Source organism: Bradyrhizobium sp. CB1015, from assembly GCF_025200925.1.
GTDB lineage: Bacteria > Pseudomonadota > Alphaproteobacteria > Rhizobiales > Xanthobacteraceae > Bradyrhizobium.
Genome location: NZ_CP104174.1, coordinates 6147147 through 6166284 on the forward strand (window position 1 = coordinate 6147147; position 19138 = coordinate 6166284).

15 protein-coding genes and 2 pseudogenes are annotated in these 19138 nt (G+C 64.8%); 4 read left to right on the forward strand and 13 right to left on the reverse strand.

Going from position 1 to position 19138, the window contains the following annotated elements; genetic code table 11:
- Positions 1-61: 61 nt before the first annotated feature.
- The 6 genes from flhB to flgB all read right to left on the reverse strand — a co-directional run bounded on the left by flhB (position 62) and on the right by flgB (position 3820).
- Positions 62-1141, reverse strand: coding sequence for a flagellar biosynthesis protein FlhB (gene flhB, locus N2604_RS28890; protein WP_260371452.1), 1080 nt, complete (start codon positions 1139-1141; stop codon positions 62-64).
- 176 nt (positions 1142-1317) lie between these two features.
- Positions 1318-2088: a flagellar biosynthetic protein FliR gene (fliR, locus tag N2604_RS28895; protein ID WP_027575944.1), complete on the reverse strand. Its 771-nt coding sequence runs from the start codon at positions 2086-2088 to the stop codon at positions 1318-1320.
- A gap of 180 nt (positions 2089-2268) precedes the next feature.
- On the reverse strand, positions 2269-2532 hold the full coding sequence (fliQ, locus tag N2604_RS28900; protein ID WP_011088555.1) for a flagellar biosynthesis protein FliQ: 264 nt from the start codon (positions 2530-2532) through the stop codon (positions 2269-2271).
- A gap of 114 nt (positions 2533-2646) precedes the next feature.
- Positions 2647-2955 (reverse strand): flagellar hook-basal body complex protein FliE, encoded by a 309-nt coding sequence (gene fliE / locus N2604_RS28905; protein ID WP_172782888.1) that lies wholly within the window; start codon positions 2953-2955, stop codon positions 2647-2649.
- Between the two features lie 16 nt (positions 2956-2971).
- The gene (gene flgC / locus N2604_RS28910; protein WP_260371453.1) at positions 2972-3397 is read right to left on the reverse strand and encodes a flagellar basal body rod protein FlgC; all 426 of its coding nucleotides are present in this window, start codon (positions 3395-3397) and stop codon (positions 2972-2974) included.
- An 18-nt stretch (positions 3398-3415) separates the two neighbouring features.
- Entirely contained in the window at positions 3416-3820 is a 405-nt protein-coding gene (flgB, locus tag N2604_RS28915; protein ID WP_260371454.1) for a flagellar basal body rod protein FlgB, read from the reverse strand.
- Between the two features lie 352 nt (positions 3821-4172).
- Between flgB and N2604_RS28920 the strand changes: the two are divergent.
- Positions 4173-5145, forward strand: a pseudogene (locus tag N2604_RS28920) (flagellar biosynthetic protein FliO).
- Positions 5142-5894: pseudogene (gene fliP / locus N2604_RS28925) on the forward strand (flagellar type III secretion system pore protein FliP); the annotation flags it as partial. The pseudogenes N2604_RS28920 and fliP, both read left to right, overlap by 4 nt.
- 173 nt (positions 5895-6067) lie before the next feature.
- Here fliP and N2604_RS28930 read toward each other — a convergent pair.
- The 3 genes from N2604_RS28930 to N2604_RS28940 all read right to left on the reverse strand — a co-directional run bounded on the left by N2604_RS28930 (position 6068) and on the right by N2604_RS28940 (position 11583).
- On the reverse strand, positions 6068-9784 hold the full coding sequence (locus N2604_RS28930; protein ID WP_260376326.1) for a tetratricopeptide repeat protein: 3717 nt from the start codon (positions 9782-9784) through the stop codon (positions 6068-6070).
- Between the two features lie 220 nt (positions 9785-10004).
- A complete protein-coding gene (locus N2604_RS28935) occupies positions 10005-10868 on the reverse strand; it encodes a tetratricopeptide repeat protein (RefSeq protein ID WP_260371455.1) in 864 nt (287 codons plus the stop codon).
- Positions 10869-10974: 106 nt separating this feature from the next.
- Positions 10975-11583 (reverse strand): FecR domain-containing protein, encoded by a 609-nt coding sequence (locus N2604_RS28940; protein ID WP_260371456.1) that lies wholly within the window; start codon positions 11581-11583, stop codon positions 10975-10977.
- 635 nt (positions 11584-12218) lie between these two features.
- Here N2604_RS28940 and N2604_RS28945 point away from each other — a divergent pair.
- The gene (locus tag N2604_RS28945; protein WP_260371457.1) at positions 12219-15899 is read left to right on the forward strand and encodes a VCBS domain-containing protein; all 3681 of its coding nucleotides are present in this window, start codon (positions 12219-12221) and stop codon (positions 15897-15899) included.
- 22 nt (positions 15900-15921) lie between these two features.
- Here the strand turns inward: N2604_RS28945 and N2604_RS28950 are convergent, their stop codons facing one another.
- The gene (locus N2604_RS28950) at positions 15922-16119 is read right to left on the reverse strand and encodes a hypothetical protein (RefSeq protein WP_260371458.1); all 198 of its coding nucleotides are present in this window, start codon (positions 16117-16119) and stop codon (positions 15922-15924) included.
- A 278-nt stretch (positions 16120-16397) separates the two neighbouring features.
- On the opposite strand from N2604_RS28950, the gene N2604_RS28955 reads away from it, so the two are divergent.
- On the forward strand, positions 16398-16637 hold the full coding sequence (locus N2604_RS28955) for a hypothetical protein (protein WP_260371459.1): 240 nt from the start codon (positions 16398-16400) through the stop codon (positions 16635-16637).
- 81 nt (positions 16638-16718) lie between these two features.
- Here N2604_RS28955 and N2604_RS28960 read toward each other — a convergent pair whose 3' ends face one another.
- Genes N2604_RS28960 through fliM form a run of 3 tightly spaced genes read right to left on the reverse strand, consistent with a single transcriptional unit; the run spans position 16719 to position 19132 of the window.
- The gene (locus tag N2604_RS28960; RefSeq protein WP_260371460.1) at positions 16719-17477 is read right to left on the reverse strand and encodes a MotE family protein; all 759 of its coding nucleotides are present in this window, start codon (positions 17475-17477) and stop codon (positions 16719-16721) included.
- A 9-nt stretch (positions 17478-17486) separates the two neighbouring features.
- Positions 17487-17933 carry a DUF6468 domain-containing protein gene (locus N2604_RS28965; RefSeq protein ID WP_260371461.1) on the reverse strand — a complete coding sequence of 149 codons (447 nt, stop codon included), beginning with the start codon at positions 17931-17933 and terminating at the stop codon, positions 17487-17489.
- Positions 17930-19132, reverse strand: coding sequence for a flagellar motor switch protein FliM (gene fliM / locus N2604_RS28970; protein WP_172782877.1), 1203 nt, complete (start codon positions 19130-19132; stop codon positions 17930-17932). Before fliM ends, N2604_RS28965 begins: the two co-directional genes overlap by 4 nt.
- Between the last annotated feature and the right edge of the window lie 6 nt (positions 19133-19138).

Below are 19138 nucleotides of genomic sequence, written 5' to 3' on the forward strand. Positions count from 1 at the left end.
GCAGGGGCGAAAGGTACGCTGATTCCCAGATTACGGCCATTTCCGGTACATTTCGGGTGTTTTATCCCCGTCCGGCGCCAAATCCCCGCTTCAGGCGCATGACGTAGCCGATGACCTCGGCGACGGCGTGGTAGTGCTCGGTCGGGATTTCCTGGTCGATGTCGACGGTGGCGTAGAGCGCGCGGGCCAGCGGCACGTTCTCCACGATCGGGATATCGTGCTCGCGCGCGATCTCCCGGATCTTGAAGGCGAGGTTGTCGACGCCCTTGGCGACGCAGATCGGCGCGGTCATGCCGCGCTCGTAGGACAGCGCCACCGAATAGTGGGTCGGGTTGGTGATGATCACGGAGGCCTTGGGAACCGCCGCCATCATGCGCTTCTTCGCGCGCTGCTGCCGCAGCTGCCTGATCTTGCCCTTGATGTGCGGGTCGCCTTCGGACTGCTTGAACTCTTCCTTGATCTCCTGGAGCGACATCTTCTGGCGCTGGAACCAGCTGCGGTACTGGAAGAAATAGTCGGCGATGGCGACGATCGCGAGTGCGGCGACCACCGCGCCGAGCAGATGGATGGTCAGGCTGGTGCTGGCGCCGAGCATCGCGGCCGGATCGAGCCTGACCATCGCCTCCATGCGGTGCCGCTCCGGCCACAGGATCATGGTCATGACCACGCTGAGCGCGACCAGCTTGCCGATGCCTTTGAGGAAATTGGCGGCGGCCTGCTTGCCGAAAATGCGCTTGAAGCCGGCGCCGGGCGAAATCTTGTTGAACTTGGGCTTGAGGGACTCAGCCGACCAGACCAGGCGGTGCTGCAGCATGTTGCCGGCGATGGCCGCCAGCACCAGCATCAACAGGGGCACGCCGACCGCGGCAAGCACGGCGAGTTCGATCTGCTGCATCAGCGCCAGCAGAGCCTTGCCGTCGGTCTTGATCATCCAGGAATTGGCAAGCAGGTTGCGCATCGGCGTCAGCAGCCCGCTGCCGACCGAACCTGAGAAGGTGGAGACGACGAGCGCGCCGCCGGCCATCATGAACCAGGTGTTGATCTCCTGGCTCTTGGCGACGTCGCCGCGTTGAAGCGCATCGTCGAGGCGTTTTTGCGTCGGGTCTTCTGTTTGACTTTCGGGATCGTTGTCTTCCGCCACGTAGCGCCCGCTTTCCGAAGTTCGTCACCCTCGCCGCCGCCTGTGCACGAACTTCGGAAAGCACAAGGGCGCTACAAGACTCTAAGTTTTCTAGTGCCGCTGATCGATTTGAAGTTCCTGGTTGGACTCGCGGCTCGCACTGCAGGAACTTCAAATCGGCGGCACTAGGATCCCCGTCACTTGAGCGGCATCATCTGGTGCATGACACCGATGAAATAGTCGAGAAAGGTGCCCATCATCGCGGTAAGCACCACGGCGAGCACCAGGAAACCCGCGAAGATCGACAGCGGCACGCCGACGAAATAGACCTGCATCTGCGGCATCAGCCGCGCCAGCACACCCAGCCCGATGTTGAAGACGAGGCCGAACACCAGGAACGGCCCGGAGAGCTGCAGGCCCAGGCGGAACGCGGCGGCGAAGGCGCGCGTTGCGAGCGAGGCGACGTCGCCGCTCGACACGGTCTCGCCCGGCGAGAAGATCGTGTAGCTGTCGTTCAGCGCCGCGATCACCAGATGGTGGCTGTCGGTGGCAAACAGCAGCGTCACGCCCAGCATGGTCAGGAAGTTGCCGACCAGCACACCCTGCTGTCCCTGCGTCGGATCGACGGAGGTGACGAAGCCGAGCCCCATCTGCTGCGCGATCACGGATCCCGCGACCTGGAGCGCCGACAACGTCACGCGCGCGGTCGCGCCCAAGACGATGCCGATCGCGATCTCATGCAGCATCAGCACCAGCAGCGGCGCCAGCGAGCCCATGTCGACCTGGTAGGCATTGCGATGCAGCGGCAGGATGATCAGCGTCAACAGCAACGCGATCGACAGCTTGATCCGCGTCGGAATGTTGGTCTCGCCGAGCCCTGGCAGCAGCATCACCATCGCGCCGACCCGGGCGAAGGCGAGCATGAAGGAAGCGGCGAGCGCCGGCAGCAGCGAGACGTCGATGCGCATAGCCGAATGCCTCGGCTCCAACATCCGCATGCCATCGCGGCAGGCACTTTTGCGAATGTTGGAGCCAAAGAGGCATTCGCAAATATCAATAGTCGTGCGGCTATTGGATTTGACATTCGCCAACGCGACTCGCGGAGCCCCCAGGGCGAATGTCAAATCCACCGCACGACGCATTGTGCCTCAGCCGCCGATGATTCGCGACGAGATCCGCAGCATGTGGGCGTGGAGCGAGTCGGCCATGAACGGCAGCGCCAATAGCATCGTGGCGAAGATGGCCAGGATCTTCGGCACGTAGATCAGCGTCTGCTCCTGGATCTGCGTCAGTGCCTGGAACAGCGATACGATGACGCCGACCACGAGGCCAACCACCATCAGCGGCGACGACACGATCACGATGGTCCAGATCGCATCACGCGCGACGTCGAGGGTTTCGGGTCCGGTCATTTGGAGGTTCCGATGGGGTTAGAGGAAGGCGCGAGAAGCGAGTAGCGAATGGCGAGTAGCGAATGGTGGCCAGAGCTGGCCATTCGCTATTCGCCACTCACCATTCGCTTCTAATCAGATCGGCATCTTCATGATGTCCTCATACGCCGCGATGACGCGGTCGCGGACCGAGACCAGCGTGGACACCGCGACGTCGGTGTCGGCGACCGCCGTGACCACGTCCATCACGTTGGCCTTGCCGGCGGCCATTGCCACCGTCTGCGCGTCGGACTTGCGGCCGGATTCCATGACGCTGCCGACGGCATCCTTCAGCAGCGCGGCGAAGGATTGCCCGTTCGGTTCGCTGCCCTTGCCGGCGCCGCTGTTCTCCAGCACGCGGGCGAGATTGGCGTAAGCATTGGCGGCGATTGTCGGTGATGCCATGGCTCAAATGTCCTGTTCAGCCCTTGAGGATGTCGAGCGTGCGCTGGATCATCCGGCGCGTCGCACTGATGATGTTGAGATTGGCCTCGTAGGACCGCTGCGCGTCGCGCATGTCGGTCATCTCGACCACCGAGTTCACGTTGGGATATTTGACGTTGCCGCTCGCATCCGCAGCCGGATTGTTCGGCTCGTATCTGACGCGGAAGGCGGACTGGTCGGGCTTGATCCTGCCGAGGGTGACGACCTGCGCGTCGAGGGTGCGGTCGAGCGCGGAGGAGAAGGTCGGCACCTTGCGCCGGTAGGGATCGCCGCCGGCGGTCTGCGCCGTCGAATCCGCATTAGCGATGTTCTCCGAGATCACCCGCATGCGCCCGGCCTGCGCGCGCAGGCCCGAGGTCGCGATTGCCATGGAGCGGGCGAAGTCGCTGCTGTCGTTTGCCATGATCCGCCTCCTTTAGGTCTAACCTTTGCCGATTGCGGTCTTGAGCAGGCGCAGGCTCTTCGAATAGAGCGAGGTCGCCGCGGCGTAATCCATCTGGTTGCTGGCGGCCTTCATCATCTCCTCCTCGAGATTGACGGCATTGCCGGCAGGGCGGGTCTCGAAACCGGCGTTCCTGTTCTGGTCGAAGGCGGAAGCCGCCCCTGACGGCGTCATGTGCGAGGCGCTGGTCCGGGTCATGGCCAAAGGCCCCATGGACCCCGTGACGGCGCCGGTCTTGTCGAGCTTCGGCTCAACCAGGTCGCGCGGCCGGAATTTCGGCGTGTCGGAATTGGAGACGTTCTCGGACAGGACGCGCTGGCGCTCCTGGTGCCACTGCATCTTGGTGCGAAGCGCCGACAGCACCGGAAGGTCGTTGATGGACATCGTCGCGGCTCCCTCCGCCCCGGACGGACCCCAGGGACCGCCGCTAGGCAGAATTTGCCGCCTGTATGGTTAACAGCTGGTTAAGGGAGGCTCGCGGCGCCTGTCCCGGCCAAAACTGATTTTTGCGCCCCCGCGATTCGACGCCGCGAAAAGTGGCATTAACCCAACCGTTTGGCGGCGCGTGCACAGGGCAAGAAGTCGTTTTGGATCGGGCGATTCATGGGTTATTAAGAGTTGGGGACGGCAAAACTTGCCGTGGAACGTTAAGAAATCGCAGTTTGGGGCATCGTCCGCCGGTGGTCGGCGCAACTGACCATGGGCACGAGAAAAGCGCCATTTGTCGGGGACAAGTATGCAAGGCAGCCCTATCACCTTCATCGTCGCGTTCATCGTCGTGCTGGCGTTGATCGGCGTCGCTGCATGGCTGGTTCGCCGATTCGCCGGTAGCCGCATCGGCGCCAACACCCAGCGCGGCCGGATGCCCCGCCTCGCCGTGATCGACGCCGCCGCGGTCGACGGCCGGCGCCGGCTGGTGCTGGTCCGGCGCGACAATGTCGAGCATCTGCTGATGATCGGCGGCCCGACCGACATCGTCGTCGAGCCCAACATCGTTCGCGCCGCGCCCAGCCGCGACCAGATCCCGCAACGTCCGAATGCCGCCGAACCGCCGCGCCTTGCCCCGATGCCCGATGCCGGCGGCTGGGCCGACGAGGCGCCGCGGCCCGAGCTGCTCGACCATCCCGAGCCGCAAATGCCCGAGCCGCCGCCGCGGCCCGCGCGCCCCTCCTTCGCCGACGAAGTGCGCCGGCCTGCGCCTGCGCTGGCCGAACGCCGCAGCGAGCCTGCCCTGGGCGGCTTTACGCCGGAGCCGAGCGCGCCACGTCCCGAGCGCGAACCGCGGCCCGAGCCGCTGCCGCCGCGCATCGCCCGCGGCGAGCCGCCGCTGATGCCGCGTCCGCCGCGCGGCAGTGAGCCGATGAAGATGCCGCCGGTGCGGGCCGAGCGCGCCGCTGCACCACCGCCGCCTCCGCCTGTGCCGCAGGCTCCGCCCGTTCCGCCGCCGGCGCCGGCTGCTGCGCCCTCGAGCGCCGAGCAGAATCTCGCCGAAATGGCGCAGCGCTTGGAGGCTGCCCTGCGCCGCCCGGCCGGGGAAACGGTTGCGCCTCCGGTTGCGCCCGAGCCGCCGCCCGCTCCCCCGCGCCGCTCGCGGCGAGCCGCCGGCGCCGCCCGCCCCGCCCGCGAAGCCGGCCGCGGAAAAGACCAGCTTTGAAAATCTCGAAGACGAGATGGCCTCCCTGCTCGGCCGTCCGAAGCCGTCTTCGTGAGGTTGCCGGCCCTCCCGCGTAGAGTTCTTTTCTTTTCTGTCCTGGTCGGTGCGGCCTCGCTCGCGATGCCCTCGCATGCCCAGGACATCAGCATCAATCTCGGCGGCGGCGCCGGCGGCGGCGTGACCGAGCGCGCGATCCAGCTGATCGCGCTGCTCACGGTGCTCTCGATCGCGCCGTCGATCCTGATCATGATGACGTCGTTCACGCGCATCGTGGTGGTGCTGTCGCTGCTGCGCACCGCGATGGGCACCGCGACCGCCCCACCGAACTCGGTGATCATCGCGCTCGCGATGTTCCTCACCTTCTTCGTGATGGGCCCGGTGCTGCAGAAATCCTATGACGAGGGCATCCGCCCGCTCGTCGCCAACCAGCTCGGAGTCGAGGATGCACTCCAGCGCGCCTCCGTGCCCCTGCGCGGCTTCATGCAGAAGAACGTGCGCGAGAAGGACCTGAAGCTGTTCCTGGATCTCTCGGGCGAGCCGCCGCCCGCCACGCCCGACGATCTCGCACTGCGCATTCTCGTCCCCGCCTTCATGATCTCCGAGCTGAAGCGCGCCTTCGAGATCGGCTTTTTGTTGTTCCTGCCCTTCCTGATCATCGACCTCGTCGTCGCTTCGGTGCTGATGTCGATGGGCATGATGATGCTGCCGCCGGCGACGATCTCGCTGCCGTTCAAGCTGATCTTCTTCGTGCTGGTCGACGGCTGGTCGCTGGTGGCGGGGAGCCTGGTGCAGAGTTACGGGGGTGAGGGCGGGCTTCGGGCAATGCCTGCATCCCCTCCGCCCTCGCCGATCGCCTCCGCTCCCTCCCCGTTATTGCGAGGAGCGCTTGCGACGAAGCAATCCAGACTGCCTCCGCGGAGAGATTCTGGATTGCTTCGCTGGGCTCGCAATGACGGAGGATGGAAGGCCGCCTAGCTCTACCGCGTCATCTTGATCTGCCGCACGACCGGAATCGTAGGCAGCGAGCCGGTGTGGTCGCTCGCGTCCTTGGCCTGCGGCGCGCCGGGGGCGCGGGCCGTGGCGTCGGGGAAGCGCTGCTTCATCTCGCGCAGGAAGCCTTCGAGCGTATCGACGCTGGCGGCGAGCTTGGCGATCTCGGCGAATTCGGCGCTGGAGGCTGCGGCCGGCTTGCTCGCAATGTCGAAGGCGAGACGGTCGGCGCTCTCGCTCATCAGCGGAGCGTATTTCTCGCGGAAGCGCGACAGGCCGATCGAGTCGTCGGCGAGTGCGTAGCCGACGGCGGCGCGGATGATGTCGCTCTTCTCGACCGCATTGAGCGGCTTGAAGTCGCGGAAGCGGTCACCGTAATAGAGCTCGATCTGCTCGGCGGACTCGCGCCAGCGCCGGGCCGCCCAGAAGATGTCGGAGCGCAGGCGGAGCACCTCCCGCCCGGCGACGTTGGAGACGATGTCGAGCGCGAGATCATGACGGCCGACGTCGCTCTGCGCGCGCGCCTCCAGCAGCAGGCGCTGCTGCCGAAGCTCGCCGGAGAGATCGCTGATACGGCTCGCGCGGAGCGCAGTGATCGCCATGTCGGGCTTGCGGTTGGCGAGATAGATCATGGCGAGGCGCGCGGCGACCTGGGCGCGCGCGGCGCCTTCGAGGCGATGATCGACCTGGTATTGCAAGAGCTCCGCAGCCTGGTCGAGCAGATCGATCGCGGCGAGACGGTCGGCGAGCCGGCGGATCAGCTCGTCGCCGCGGCGGCCGATCGGCGTCAGCTCGCGGAACTCGTAGAACATCCCGAGCGCCTCGACCGGCGGCAGCTCGTCGCCCTTCGGCCCGAGGAAGATCTGCGTGAACAGCTCGGAGGCGAGATCCTGCGCCTGACGCGAGGCCTCGGCGTTCGGCTGGAGCCTGGTCGCGGTGCGCGCGGCGGTGAGCGCATCGCGGTAGCGCCCGTTCTCGGCATAGAGGCGCGACAGCATCTGCAGCGTCTTGACCTCGATCGCGTCGCCGCGCCAGGTCATCGACAGCGTCTCGAGTTCGCGCAGCGCCTCTTCCTTGCCGATCTCGTCGCGCTTCTGGCGCAGCGCGACCTCGAGCTGCTTGGCCTCGGCCGCAGCCGGACGGTCGTTCGAGGCGACCGCGAACTTGTAATCGTCGAGCGCATCCTTGTCGTGGCCGAGCGCCTCGGCGAGCCTGCCGCGCAGCACGGCGAAGCCGGGCGCGACCTCGGGCGGGACACCGACCACCTCGAGCTCGCTGCGGCGCTTGGAGGCGCCGGCATAGTCCTTCACCTCGAGGGATGCGCGCATCGCGTCCATCGTCACGATGCGCTGGATGTCGAGCGGCAGCGAGGCGATGGCGAATTCGACGTTCTTGAACTTCTCGCGCGCATCGGCCCATTTACCCTGGCGCGCATAGGCGAGCGCCTTCCAGAGCTGGGCATCGTGGCTGTTGCCGATCGCTGGATTGGCGAGATCCTTCAGGCCCTGCGCCGTCCGGCCGATCAGGATGCTGGCGATCGCATGCATGATCAGCGCACCGCTCTCTTCCTTGTTGAGCGGATCGCTCAGCATCACGTCGGTCACCGCCTTGGCCTCGTGATACATGGCGCGCGACATGTAGAACTGCGCGAGATCGAGCCGCGGCAGCGAACGCAGCGCCGGCTCGACCGCCGAAATCGCCGTCATCAGCTCGCTCTGGCGCGCCATGAAGTTTTCCGACTGGCCCTTGCGCCAGCCTTCGGGACTGAAGATCGGGCGCACTGCGGTCGGCGCCCGCTCGGCCGAGATGTCGACCGGCGACAGCGTCAATCCACCCTTCTTGCCCAGAATCACCTTGTCGGAGCCAACCTCCACGCCGACCTCGTCGGAGTTCGGCCGGATCGCGATGCCGTGCGCGGATTCCAGCAGCGAGAGATCGACGAGGTCCTGCCGCTTGATGAAACCGCGCACCGGCCGCTGCGCGGTGACGACATAGAGCGTGTCGCCGGCATCGGGATCGGTGAGCTTGTGCAGCAGGCCCGGATTGGCGAAGGGGATCGCGATGTTGGCGAGCGCGGGATCGGTGATGTTGCGGGACATCATCAGCGGCAGCGGCGTCGCCTGGATCTTGTCGGCGAGCGTCAACATCCAGTTGGTCTCCTTGCCGACCTCCTCGCTCGTCAGCGAATAGACCAGCGGGCGGGTGAGACGGATGCGCACCGCCTGCCCCTTGTCGAGCGGGATGCGACCGACCTCGCCGATCATCGCGCCGCCCTTGGTGCGGATCGCCTCGATATCGACGGGCTTGGGCGTGTCGAACACCAGCCACACGGTGTCGCCGCGGCGGAACGCCGCCGCTGGTGTTGCAACCTGAAGCGGGAACGTCACGCGCAAGCCGTCGCTGTCGCGGCGTGCATCGACGCTGGCAATCGTTGGCGCGATCGGCGCCTCGGCCGGCGCAACCTTGGGGGCATCCTTGGCGGCATCCTTGACCGGTTCCTTCGCGATCTCCCTGGCCGTTTCGACAGCCGCAGCCGCCGGCGCAGGCGGCGCCGGCTTCGCAGCTTCCTTGGGCCCCTCCGGAGGTTGCGCCGCTTCGGCGGCGGGAGCGGCTGCCGGTTTCGGCGCTTCGGCGGGCGGCAGCGCGGCGGGCGCTTCCACCTTCACCTCGGGCTTGATGTCGATCTTGGCCTCGCGCGCGATCGTCTCGGAGGTCGGCGGCGCGATCTCGCGATGGGCGTCCTTCTTCTCGGCGGCGGGCTTTTCCGGCGTGGGCGCAGCGGCAGCCGCCGGCCCGTGACCGGACGGCTTCATCTGTGCGATCGCCGCCTCGGGCGTTGCCGCCGACTTGCTCTTGTCGGGCTGGAAGGAGACGTCGACGACATAGTTCTTCTCGTCGCGGAACGAATGCACGTCGGAATCGCCGATCAGCGCGATCTCGACATTGGTCTGGTCGATATCGGACTTCTGCTTGATCGAGGCGACGTTCGGCGGGGCTGCGACGACCGCGTCCGCCAGGTCGAAATTGAGATTGGCGTTGAACACGAGCGTGAGCTTCTGCTCGTTGAGGACGGAGGAGACGCCGACCCCTTCGGGCATCTCGAACACGAAGCGCACGAAAGTCGGCTGCACCGAGGCACGCACGCGGATCTGCGGACGCTTCTTGGCCTCCGCAGCGGCGCGCTGGGCGCGCAACGCACGCTCGGCCGCGCGTGCCCGCTCGGCAAGCTCCTTGACCACGTCCATGGGCAGGCTCGGCGGCGGTCCCTTCCAGCCCTCGGGCAGCAGGTCGACGAAGGTGCGCTCGCCGGCGTTCATGGTGTTGACGGTGACGCGCCGCGCCAGCGACAGGCGAATGGCGCCGCCGTCAGGGTCGCGGCGGGCGGAGTTGACGTAGTCGGGCGCGCCTTCCGGCACGCGGTCGACGGGAACGTCGACGGGCCGGTCGAAGCGGATGATGAGAATCGAGCCCGCGGTGGTCACCTCGGAGGGAACGTCCTCGCCGAGCTTGATGACGAGGCGGGCAAAGCCGCCACCGGCTGAAAACGTCGCCTCGCCCCTGATCGGATCGGCTGCCCGGACCGGCGCCGCGAGGCCAAGCAGGAAACAGGCCGCCAGCAAGGCTGCCGCGCGGGCATGACGCGAGAAGCCCCACGCCAATGCGCGGGCTCGCGACTCAAATCCAGCGGCAGCCTCTCGCGCCATTGGCGGCATTTCTTCCGGTTCGGCGGTCATGCCGGCATGGCGCCGGCGGTGCCGTCGACTGTAGGTCTCGCCCATTAAGGACTTGTTAATGCTATCTCTTGATTGCGTTGGGAACAGCACGCCGTGCCGGATCGAGCGGGGGCAGACCCGCCAGTTCGAATTTGAGACGCAGGCGGTTAAGCAGTTGTTAACGGCTGCACGACGGTGCCGTCGCGGTTGGTCAGTCCCTTTGCGGCACCCCGTAGCGGACAAAGTCTTCGGCGATTCCAGCCTCGATTCTTCTGGCCGCCGAGATATCGCTGTTACCGCCATCGGCGTCGCCGAGCTTGAACCTGGCTACCCCGCGACCGTACAGCGCGCTCGCCAGCTTGGGCGCGTACCGCAGCGCCGAATTGTAGTCGTCGATAGCCGCGGAGAATTGTCCCATTTTCAGGTTTATCAGGGCTCGAGAATCGTATGTCGCGGCGTTGCCCGCTCCCGATCGAAGCACCATGTCGCAGTCCTCCATCGCAGCCTGCAAGGCGCCGAGGACGGCTCGGGCCCAACAGCGTCCGCTCCACGCCGCCTCCAGCTTCGGGTCAAGGCGAATTGCTTCGTCATAGTCTTGCGCCGCACGGTCGTACGCATTCCTCTTCATGTACGCTGCCGCACGGTTGGCAAAAGCCGTGGCATAGTCGGGGTTGAGCTTCAGCGCCTCTTGAAAAGCGCCAAGCGCGAGGTCGTGCGAGCCCGTCCTCAGATAGGCCACGCCGAGGTTGTTGAAGGCTTTCGCATAATTCGGGTTGAGCCGGGTCGCTTCAAGGAAATCCTTGATCGCGCCTTCGTAGTCGGCTTTGGCGCTACGGGCATTGCCCCTGTTGTTGTGGGCGATGGCGAAGCCGTTTGCGCTCCCCTCGGCCGCATCGATAAACGCCGTGCAGGCTTCGATCCGAGCCTCGGGCGAGGCGCGATCTGACCCGTTACACAGTTCGATATTCTTGAGTGAGCTGCCCTTCCTCGGCGTCTGCGCCAAGCCCGACGAACCGAACAGTCCGACGATGAGAACGAGCATCACTGCCCTGATGACACTGGCTCGTGCGGTCATTTTCACACCAGGCGTCAAATCCCGAGGCCAACGAAGCACTCATCTTGTCTCTCTGCCGGGCCGGACCCTGCGCCGGCATCACGGCGGCTTCGGCCAAGCAAAGGTCTCAGCACCCCCGACAGATAATGAGCCTGCGATTGGCGCTTCGATCGGGCTCCGGCGCCGCGCCTGCCGGCGGCTTCTTCAGGAGCTTGCTTTTGCCCTCTTCGATCAGCGTCGAAAATTTGGCTGACCCGTCATCCGAAATCTCGATGTGCGGCGTCGTCCCTCGGATCCCCAACGTGGCAACGGGCGTATCGACCTTCATGTCGCCGGTCTGCGCAACATTGCCCGCAACGAAAGTGAACGTTCCCTTGGCGAGGCTGAACAGGGATGCATTGGACTTGCCGGCCGGCTCATACACATAGTGATCCAGCACGATACGGGCATTGCTCGATAGATTGAACGAGCTGCCGTCGCTAAAATTTATCCCGACTCGGCTGTCGTTTCCGGTCAGCACCACGTCACCAAGATATACGGGATCACCCGTCTTGGCCCGGCCGGGCTCACTCGAGACATTCGCTTGAACGATCACTGCGCCCGCATGTTCGATCGTGACGGAGCCTGTGGCCGCCACCACCTTCCCAATCGGTTTGGAAGACGAGCTGGTGACGGCGGGCCCGGCGGAATCGATTTGCGCTTGAGCCGCACTCGGCGAGAAATTCAAAAGCGCCAAGACGAGGCCCGCCGCCACACCGGTTATTTTAGATCTGCACATGATCCCCCCTTTCTTGAGAGATCCTGTCGCCGTCGGCGGCTCATTTTTTGAACCCCGGCGCGCAGTCACAACAAACATAATTCTTGTTTAATTTGTTTAACAGGCCTAATTTGTTGCGGCACTGCGTAAATGCCTAAATTAAATACGTCTCGTTTGTTGATTTAATCACTTTGGCAGGAGGAATGCGCGAATGGCGGGGCGTCACCGTCGCCGCGCAACGCATCTCTCGAGAGCAGACTTGATGATTTCGGCGGGCAAGCCTTCGGCTGCCAGCGCCCAGGATATTTGTCCCTTGGCGAGGGCCGCCCCGATAGAACCATTGCAGCACGCCGAGCCTGAATCGATCACCCAGGCGAGGTCGAGCCATGTCAGCATCCGACATCCAGGTTGGTACCGGGCCCGCAATGGCCTTGCCCGTCCAAATCATCGGCCACATTCAGACAGTGATCGGTTGCAGTACGCTCACGCGAGCCAGTGGCATCGTGAGCCGAGGGAGCTTGACTTCCTCACCAGCCCGGCTGGCAGAAACCCGGCCTCTCCAGAACACGCCGATTGCAGGCATTCGCGCCCGGAGTCACGCGGGCGGCCCAGGAATGCTGACGCTTGCAGCATTGACTTTCTCGCTCGGACGAAATGCCGAAGCCGCGGACCCTGACGTCACGCTCCTGGATGACGACTCCATCACTTACAAGGACCTTGCGCATGGCGCATTCGAGCTCGTGACCAAGGAACGGATCCCGCGGCGCATCATCGTCGAAGATCCCGGCGAGACGATCGTGCTCAAGAAGGTGGGCTCCAGCATCAGTATCAATCAGGTCACGAACACGTCTGCTCGCATGGACGAGTTGCGCGCCGCGCAACAGGACGTGCTCGCCAATCTCGAAGGACAGGGGCCGCATGGCTCAAGCACGCCCCCCTTCGTCAAATCCCAGTCACTGCAGCCGATCAATTTCATCCAGCCGGATGCGCCTGCGCTGCAGATTACGCCGAGTACGCTGCCATTCATCACTCTGGCGCCTCCTGAACCGGTACCACCGAGTCTCAGCACCGGAGCCGGGCCAACTGAGCTCGACACCGTGGTGTTCGATACATTCGCTGCAGCGACAGGAACCTTCGGTGCCAGCAGCGGCACCGGTGGCGGTACGCTGAGCTTTGGCGTCGTCGGAGCGAGTGCCGGCAATACGGTCCTGGGCGGAGTGACATACGATTTGTGGAAGGCGAGCCCCTATGGAGTGCTCTACGTCAACAGCACGAGCGGCGCCTACAGCTTCGTGCCTGACGATGCCGCAATCAACGCGCTGAAGGCGCCCACGACCGACGTCTTCGTTATCACCGCCTCCGACGGAGTTACCTCTGTCAGCCAGACCTTCACGATCGCCATCAACGGTGTCAACGACGCCGCACTCATCTCCGGCACCACGACAGGGTCTACGATCGAGGCTGGCGGCACCGCCAACGGAACGCCTGGCATGCCCGTTGCGACCGGCACCCTCACGGACACGGACGTCGACGATCCCCCCAATACGTTCACCGCAGTGAGCTCGCCAACAGCGAGCGCCGGTGGCTACGGCACCTTCACCATGACGGCCTCCGGCGTGTGGACCTACACCTTGGACGACGCCAGCCCGGCTGTGCAGAGGCTCAATGCCGGTGAAACGCTAACCGACAGCTTCACGGTGACCACGATCGGAGGCACCCCCCAGGTGGTGACGATCACCATCCAGGGAGCCAGTGATGCAGCGGTCATCTCCGGCGAGACGACCGGCGCCGTCATCGAGGCTGGCGGCATCGCCAATGCGAATCCCGGAACGCCTGCCGCGACCGGCACGCTCACCGACACCGACGTCGACACGACCGCAAATGCATTCACGGCAGTCGTCTCGCCAACGGCGAGCGCGGCCGGCTACGGCACGTTCACCATGACGGCAGCGGGCGTGTGGACCTACACGCTCGACAACGCCAACAGCGCGGTGCAGGCGCTCAATGCCGGCCAGACACTGACCGACAGCTTTACGGTGACCACTCTGGACGGAACCGCCCAAGTGGTGACGATTACCATCCGCGGCAGCAACGATGCTGCCGTGATTTCCGGCACAGCCGCCGGATCGGTGACCGAGGCCGGAGGCGTTGCCAACTCGACAGCCGGCGCGCCGAGCGCAACGGGCACGCTCGTTGCCGCCGATGTCGACAATGCGTCCAATACTTTCACAGCAGTGAGTTCGCCAAGGGCAAGTACGGGCGGTTATGGCGCCTATACGATCACCGCGGCCGGCGTGTGGACCTACACGCTCGACAATGCCAGCGGCGCGGTGCAGGCGCTCAATGTCGGCGATACACTCACCGACAGTTTCACTGTCACTAGCCTCGACGGCACGCCGCAGACGGTGACGATCACCATTTTCGGCAGCAACGACGCAGCCCTGATTTCCGGCACCACGACCGGCTCAGTGACCGAGGCAGGAACCTTCTCGCTCGGCGCTCCGATCGCGACCGGCACGCTGACCGATACAGACGTCGACAACGCGCCGAATACGTTCACCGCAGTCTCTTCGCCGACCGCGAGCGACGACGGATACGGCACCTTCACGATGACCGCAGCCGGCGCGTGGACTTACACCCTCGACAACAACAACAGCGTGGTTCAGGCTCTCGATGTCGGCGACACCTTGACCGACACATTCACGGTCAGTGCGATCGACGGTACGACGCAGACGGTGACCGTCGCCATTCATGGCGCCAGCGATGCAGACCCCAACGATTTTGACAATCTGGCCACCGGATCCATCGTGATAACCGATCCACCGAACGTGTACGGAACGCCGGGGAGCGAAACCATTGCCGGCGGCGGCAGCACAGGTCAGGTCATCTATGCGGGGGCCGGCAACGATACGGTCAACGGGACCGGCAAAGCGGACGTTCTCTACAGCGGCTCCGGCAATGACACGATCAAGGGCAACGACGGCGATGACGTCATCTACGGCGGCTCGGGAAACGATACAATCAACGGCAACAACGGCGCCGATACCATAACCGGCGGATTTGGTGCGGACCAACTCACCGGCAGCAATGGGAACGACCGTTTCGCATATTTGTTCGTCGCCGATTCCAACACCAGTCAGTTCGACACCATCACCGACTTCGCGTCGGGATCGGACAAGATCGACCTGACCGCCTTTGGCGCGCTTGGGTTTGCCATCCTGGCGCTGAACTCGACCAGCACGACGGTGCCGGCACATACGATCGCCTGGATCTATGACAGCGCGGCGAATGAAACCATCGTGTACGTCAATCCAACGGACCAGACCCTGCACATCGGCGATTCCAGTCTGCTCGAAATCCATTTGCAGGGGATTGCAACCGTTGATGCCTCGGACTTCATCGTGGCGCCGGCGGCCGCACCCGTGATCGCAGCTGCCAGCGAGCTCTCCGACCTCACCGCTATCGCGCAGAGTGATGCGGCCGCGGTACTGACGACCACTGCCGAGATCTCGTCCGATTCCGGAAGCGGCGACGGCACGCTCCTCGCAGACGGAAGTCCGGCAATCCAGTCAAGCGAGCCGACCTACAACCTGGATTCAACTTCGGACCAGATCGGACGAACTGAATATTCCAGCATCTCCAGTTCGGATCCGATGCAAACGGCCGCGACTGAAACGTCCCGCATTGATGCGGGAGCTACTTCGGCCAGCGGACCGTCTCCGACGTTGCAATCCGTCGCCGCACCGACGGAGGCCAGCTTTGTCTTCCATTTCACGGACTTCGACACGGCCTCGGCGGCTGGCAAGAATGGCGCGATTGGAGCTGGCCAGATGGCTGACATTGCCATCGCCGCGCTGAATTTTGATCATATTGCCGCCGAACAGCACGCCGGGCGCGGGCTTGCGCTCGGGAACGATGCTGGAAATCACGGCGTCTCTCCCCCGGGAGGCGCCGACCAGGCGGCTCATGCCCACGGTCGTAGCAGCGATGACCCGGCAGACACGGCGCTCAACCCAAGCCTTTCGAAGTCATCGACCGGAGGCGCCGGCCACTCGCCCGCAAGCGAGACGCAGCAGCTCGGCGACTCATTCCACTTCAAGGATAACGCTTCGCAGGGCTCACAGCACAGCGTGGTGCCGGATCATCTGATAGACCTCGCCGGTCATCACGACCACGCGGGAGGAGTCCCCGGGTCGGAGCTGGCGTTCACGGCTGAACCGTCTCCGCCCGATGGTGATCCGCCTCATGGGCCAGTTGCAGCTCACGGCCACGGCTTGCATGATCTGATCGTGTGACGCCCCCCGAGCCAATGGCATCTTAGTGTTGCTTCCCGGCGCCATCGGGCGCCGAGGAGCTCTCTTCGCCGAGAGAAGATTCATCGTCGTTGCCGTCGTCGCCATCGGGCGGCGCCGCATGCTGATGGCTCAGCGCGGATGTCCATGCGGATGTCATCGCCGCTATGAGCAGCCGGTTGACGGCCTCGATGACGCGCTCTGCTGCGGACGAGTAGTTCATGGCCTCCTCCTGCGCTGCCGACTGCGAATGGCCGAAGCGTAGGACGGCGCCTCGAGCGCCACTGTACGCCACTTCACACCTGCACGCGTCAACTCATCGCAGTCCCAGAGGATGCCGCCCGCTCCGGCTGCATCCGCCACGGGAGTCCGATTGCTGGCTTGACGGGTTGCCGAGCGCGCGCCGTGTCAACCTTCGGGGCCTTGCGGTTTGCGCGCGACTCTGAATCAGATGTCGATCTCGGCGATGCAAATCGCATTGGTTAACTCTGGGGGTAATCAATGAGCGGAGAAGCCGGTTGCATTGTGTGTAGCAGGGCAAGAGCGGTCGTCGCGATCGTTCCGATCGCCAAAGGATACGCCCTGAAGACCTATGAGTGCGCCTGTTGCCACAGCACCCTGCAGCTCGTGACCCGCGTCTCAAAGGCGTCGCTGGTCAAGCAGCAGGTCAATATCCTCGCTCAGGTGGAGCAGCAGTTGCGCCCGCCTGTTCGCAGGGTGCAACAGGCCTTCGCGAATTAAACGCACGAGGCGTTTCGCTGGGCTCCAGTCGAACGATCGCGCGGCAGCGCGCGGATCGAAAGCGCGCTTCGCCTCGAGCCCTCAATTCGGCTTTTGCGTCGGCTTGCCGTCGATCTTGGGCAATTCGCCGGCCGAAGCGGACTGGTCGCCGCCGCCATTGGCGCGGCGGGCCATCTCGACGGTCAGGCGCTCGGCGGCCTCCGGCGACATCAGCCCCAGGATGTCCGACATCTTGCGCGGCGCAATGGCCGAGGCGATCTCGATCAGCACGCCCATTTCGAGCCGATCGAACACCCGCGCGGCATCCTTGGGCTTCATGCCCTCGTACATGGTCACGAGGCCCTTCATGCGCTGGGCTTCGGCGGCCTTCTGCTCGGCCTGCGTCGCGGAGATGCGGGTTTCCACCGCCTTCATCTCCTCGACCTTGGACTCGATGCGCTTCTCGGCCGATTTGAGCAGGCTTTCGCGGATGTCGATCTCGCGCTGGCGGGCCTCGATCTCCTGTCGCCGCGCCTGCAACCGTTCCAGGATCGCGCGCTCGGAGGCCGAGACCTGCGGCTGGCCTTCCTCCACCTTGACCACGGTGCCCTCGGGCTTGGTCTCGGGCGCGGCGGGCTTGGGCGCCTCCTTCGGCGCGCCATGGGTCGATCCGGTGATGTCGGGGTCCTCGCGGCCGGGGAAGTTCAGGTTCTCCTGCGCCCAGGATTTCTTGGTCTGGTTCGGCTTGTAGTCGAACACATAGCCGCCGTTGATCGCGAGGCCCGCCACCTTCAGCGTGGCGAGGCCTGCGACGGCGAGCAGGACGACCGGAATGACGCGGATGTTACGAAAGGACTTCATACCCGGGCTTCATGCGGCAAGGCCGTTGGATCGTCGGCGCTCGGAGAAGGCTTCGGCGGCGGCCGCCACCGCCTTCGCGGTCGACGGCTTGGCCGCGGGCGCAGCGGCGGTCTCCTGATTGGCGACGGGGCGCGCGGCGATCGCGATCTTGGACAGGCGCCGCACCACGTTGTCGGCCTCGCCGAGCTGCTTGTAGAGCTGGTCCGACATCTGCGTCGCGGCGGCGAGCTGGCTGCCGAGGTTCTCGTTGACGTCGCGCACGGCGAGCTTCAGCCCGCCGATCGCGCGCTCGGCGATCTCGGTCGCGGTGATCAGCTCGCCGATGACGGCCTTCAGCGAATGCTCGTCCGCCTTCAGCCGCGTCAGGCGCTTGTTGAGCATGACGCAGTAGACGATCGTCAGCATCAGCAGGATAGCCACCAGCGTCTCGATCGCCATTCCCAGGGAGTGGTTCATGGGGCCTCCATCATCTTGTTCTGCTCGTCCACCTTCTCGAACATCGCAAGTGTCGTACTCGGCTTGCGCAAGGGTTTCGTCACACGGATCGCGACACGGTCGCCGACCCGGCCCATCCGCCCCTCGGTCAGCGTGACATCGCCGCAGCGCACGGTGACGTTGGCGTCGGCGCGCATGTCCAGCGGCAGCGTATCGCCGACCTTGAGCCGCATGAGCTGCTTGAGCGGAATGTCGGCCTCGTAGAGCACCGCGTCGACCGCGATCTCGGCCTGCACGATCTCGGTGGCGAAATGGCCTTCCCAGACCGGGTCGCGGCCGAACTTTTCGCCCATGAACATCTGGAGCAGGACGCCCCGGATCGGCTCGATGGTCGCGTAGGGCAGCAGCAGCTCGACGTTGCCGCCGCGGTCTTCCATGTCGATGCGCAGGCGCACCAGGATCGCTGCGTTGGCCGGACGGCTGATCGCCGCGAAACGCGGATTGGTCTCGAGCCGGTCGATCGTGAAGGTCACCGGCGACAGCGGCCGGAACGCCTGCTCGGCGTCGGCCAGCACCACCTCGACCAGCCGCTTGACCAGCTCGGTCTCGATCGTGGTGTAGGGCCGGCCCTCGATGCGCAGCTGGCTGGTGCCGCGGCGGCCGCCGAGCAGCACGTCGATCATCGAATAGATCAGGTTGGAATCGACCGTCGCCATGCCGAAGTTCTCCCACTCCTCGGCCTTGAACACGGTGAGGACGGCGGGCAGCGGGATCGAGTTCATGTAGTCGCCGAACCGCACCGAAGTGATGCGGTCGAGCGAGACTTCGACGTTGTCGGAGGTGAAGTTGCGCAAGGACGTCGTCATCAACCGCACCAGGCGGTCGAAGACGATTTCGAGCATCGGCAAACGCTCGTAGGACACCATCGCCGAATCGATGATCGCGCGAATGCCGGAATGGTCGTCGAGCGTGACGTCGCCGACGGTGAAGCCGAGGAGATTGTCGATCTCCTCCTGCGACAGCACCCGCTCGCCGGAATTCTTGCCGCTGCCGAGATCGCGGCTGCCGTCCTCGACCATGGCCGCCCATTGCAAGGCCATGGTCTCCGAGAGCTCGTTCTCGGCGGCAGCCTTTGCCGCCTCGGCGGGATCCTCGCTATCGAGCGAGGCCTCCCACTGGGCGGCAATTGCATCCTGGTCGACTTGGTCGTTGCCCGCCATGATCCC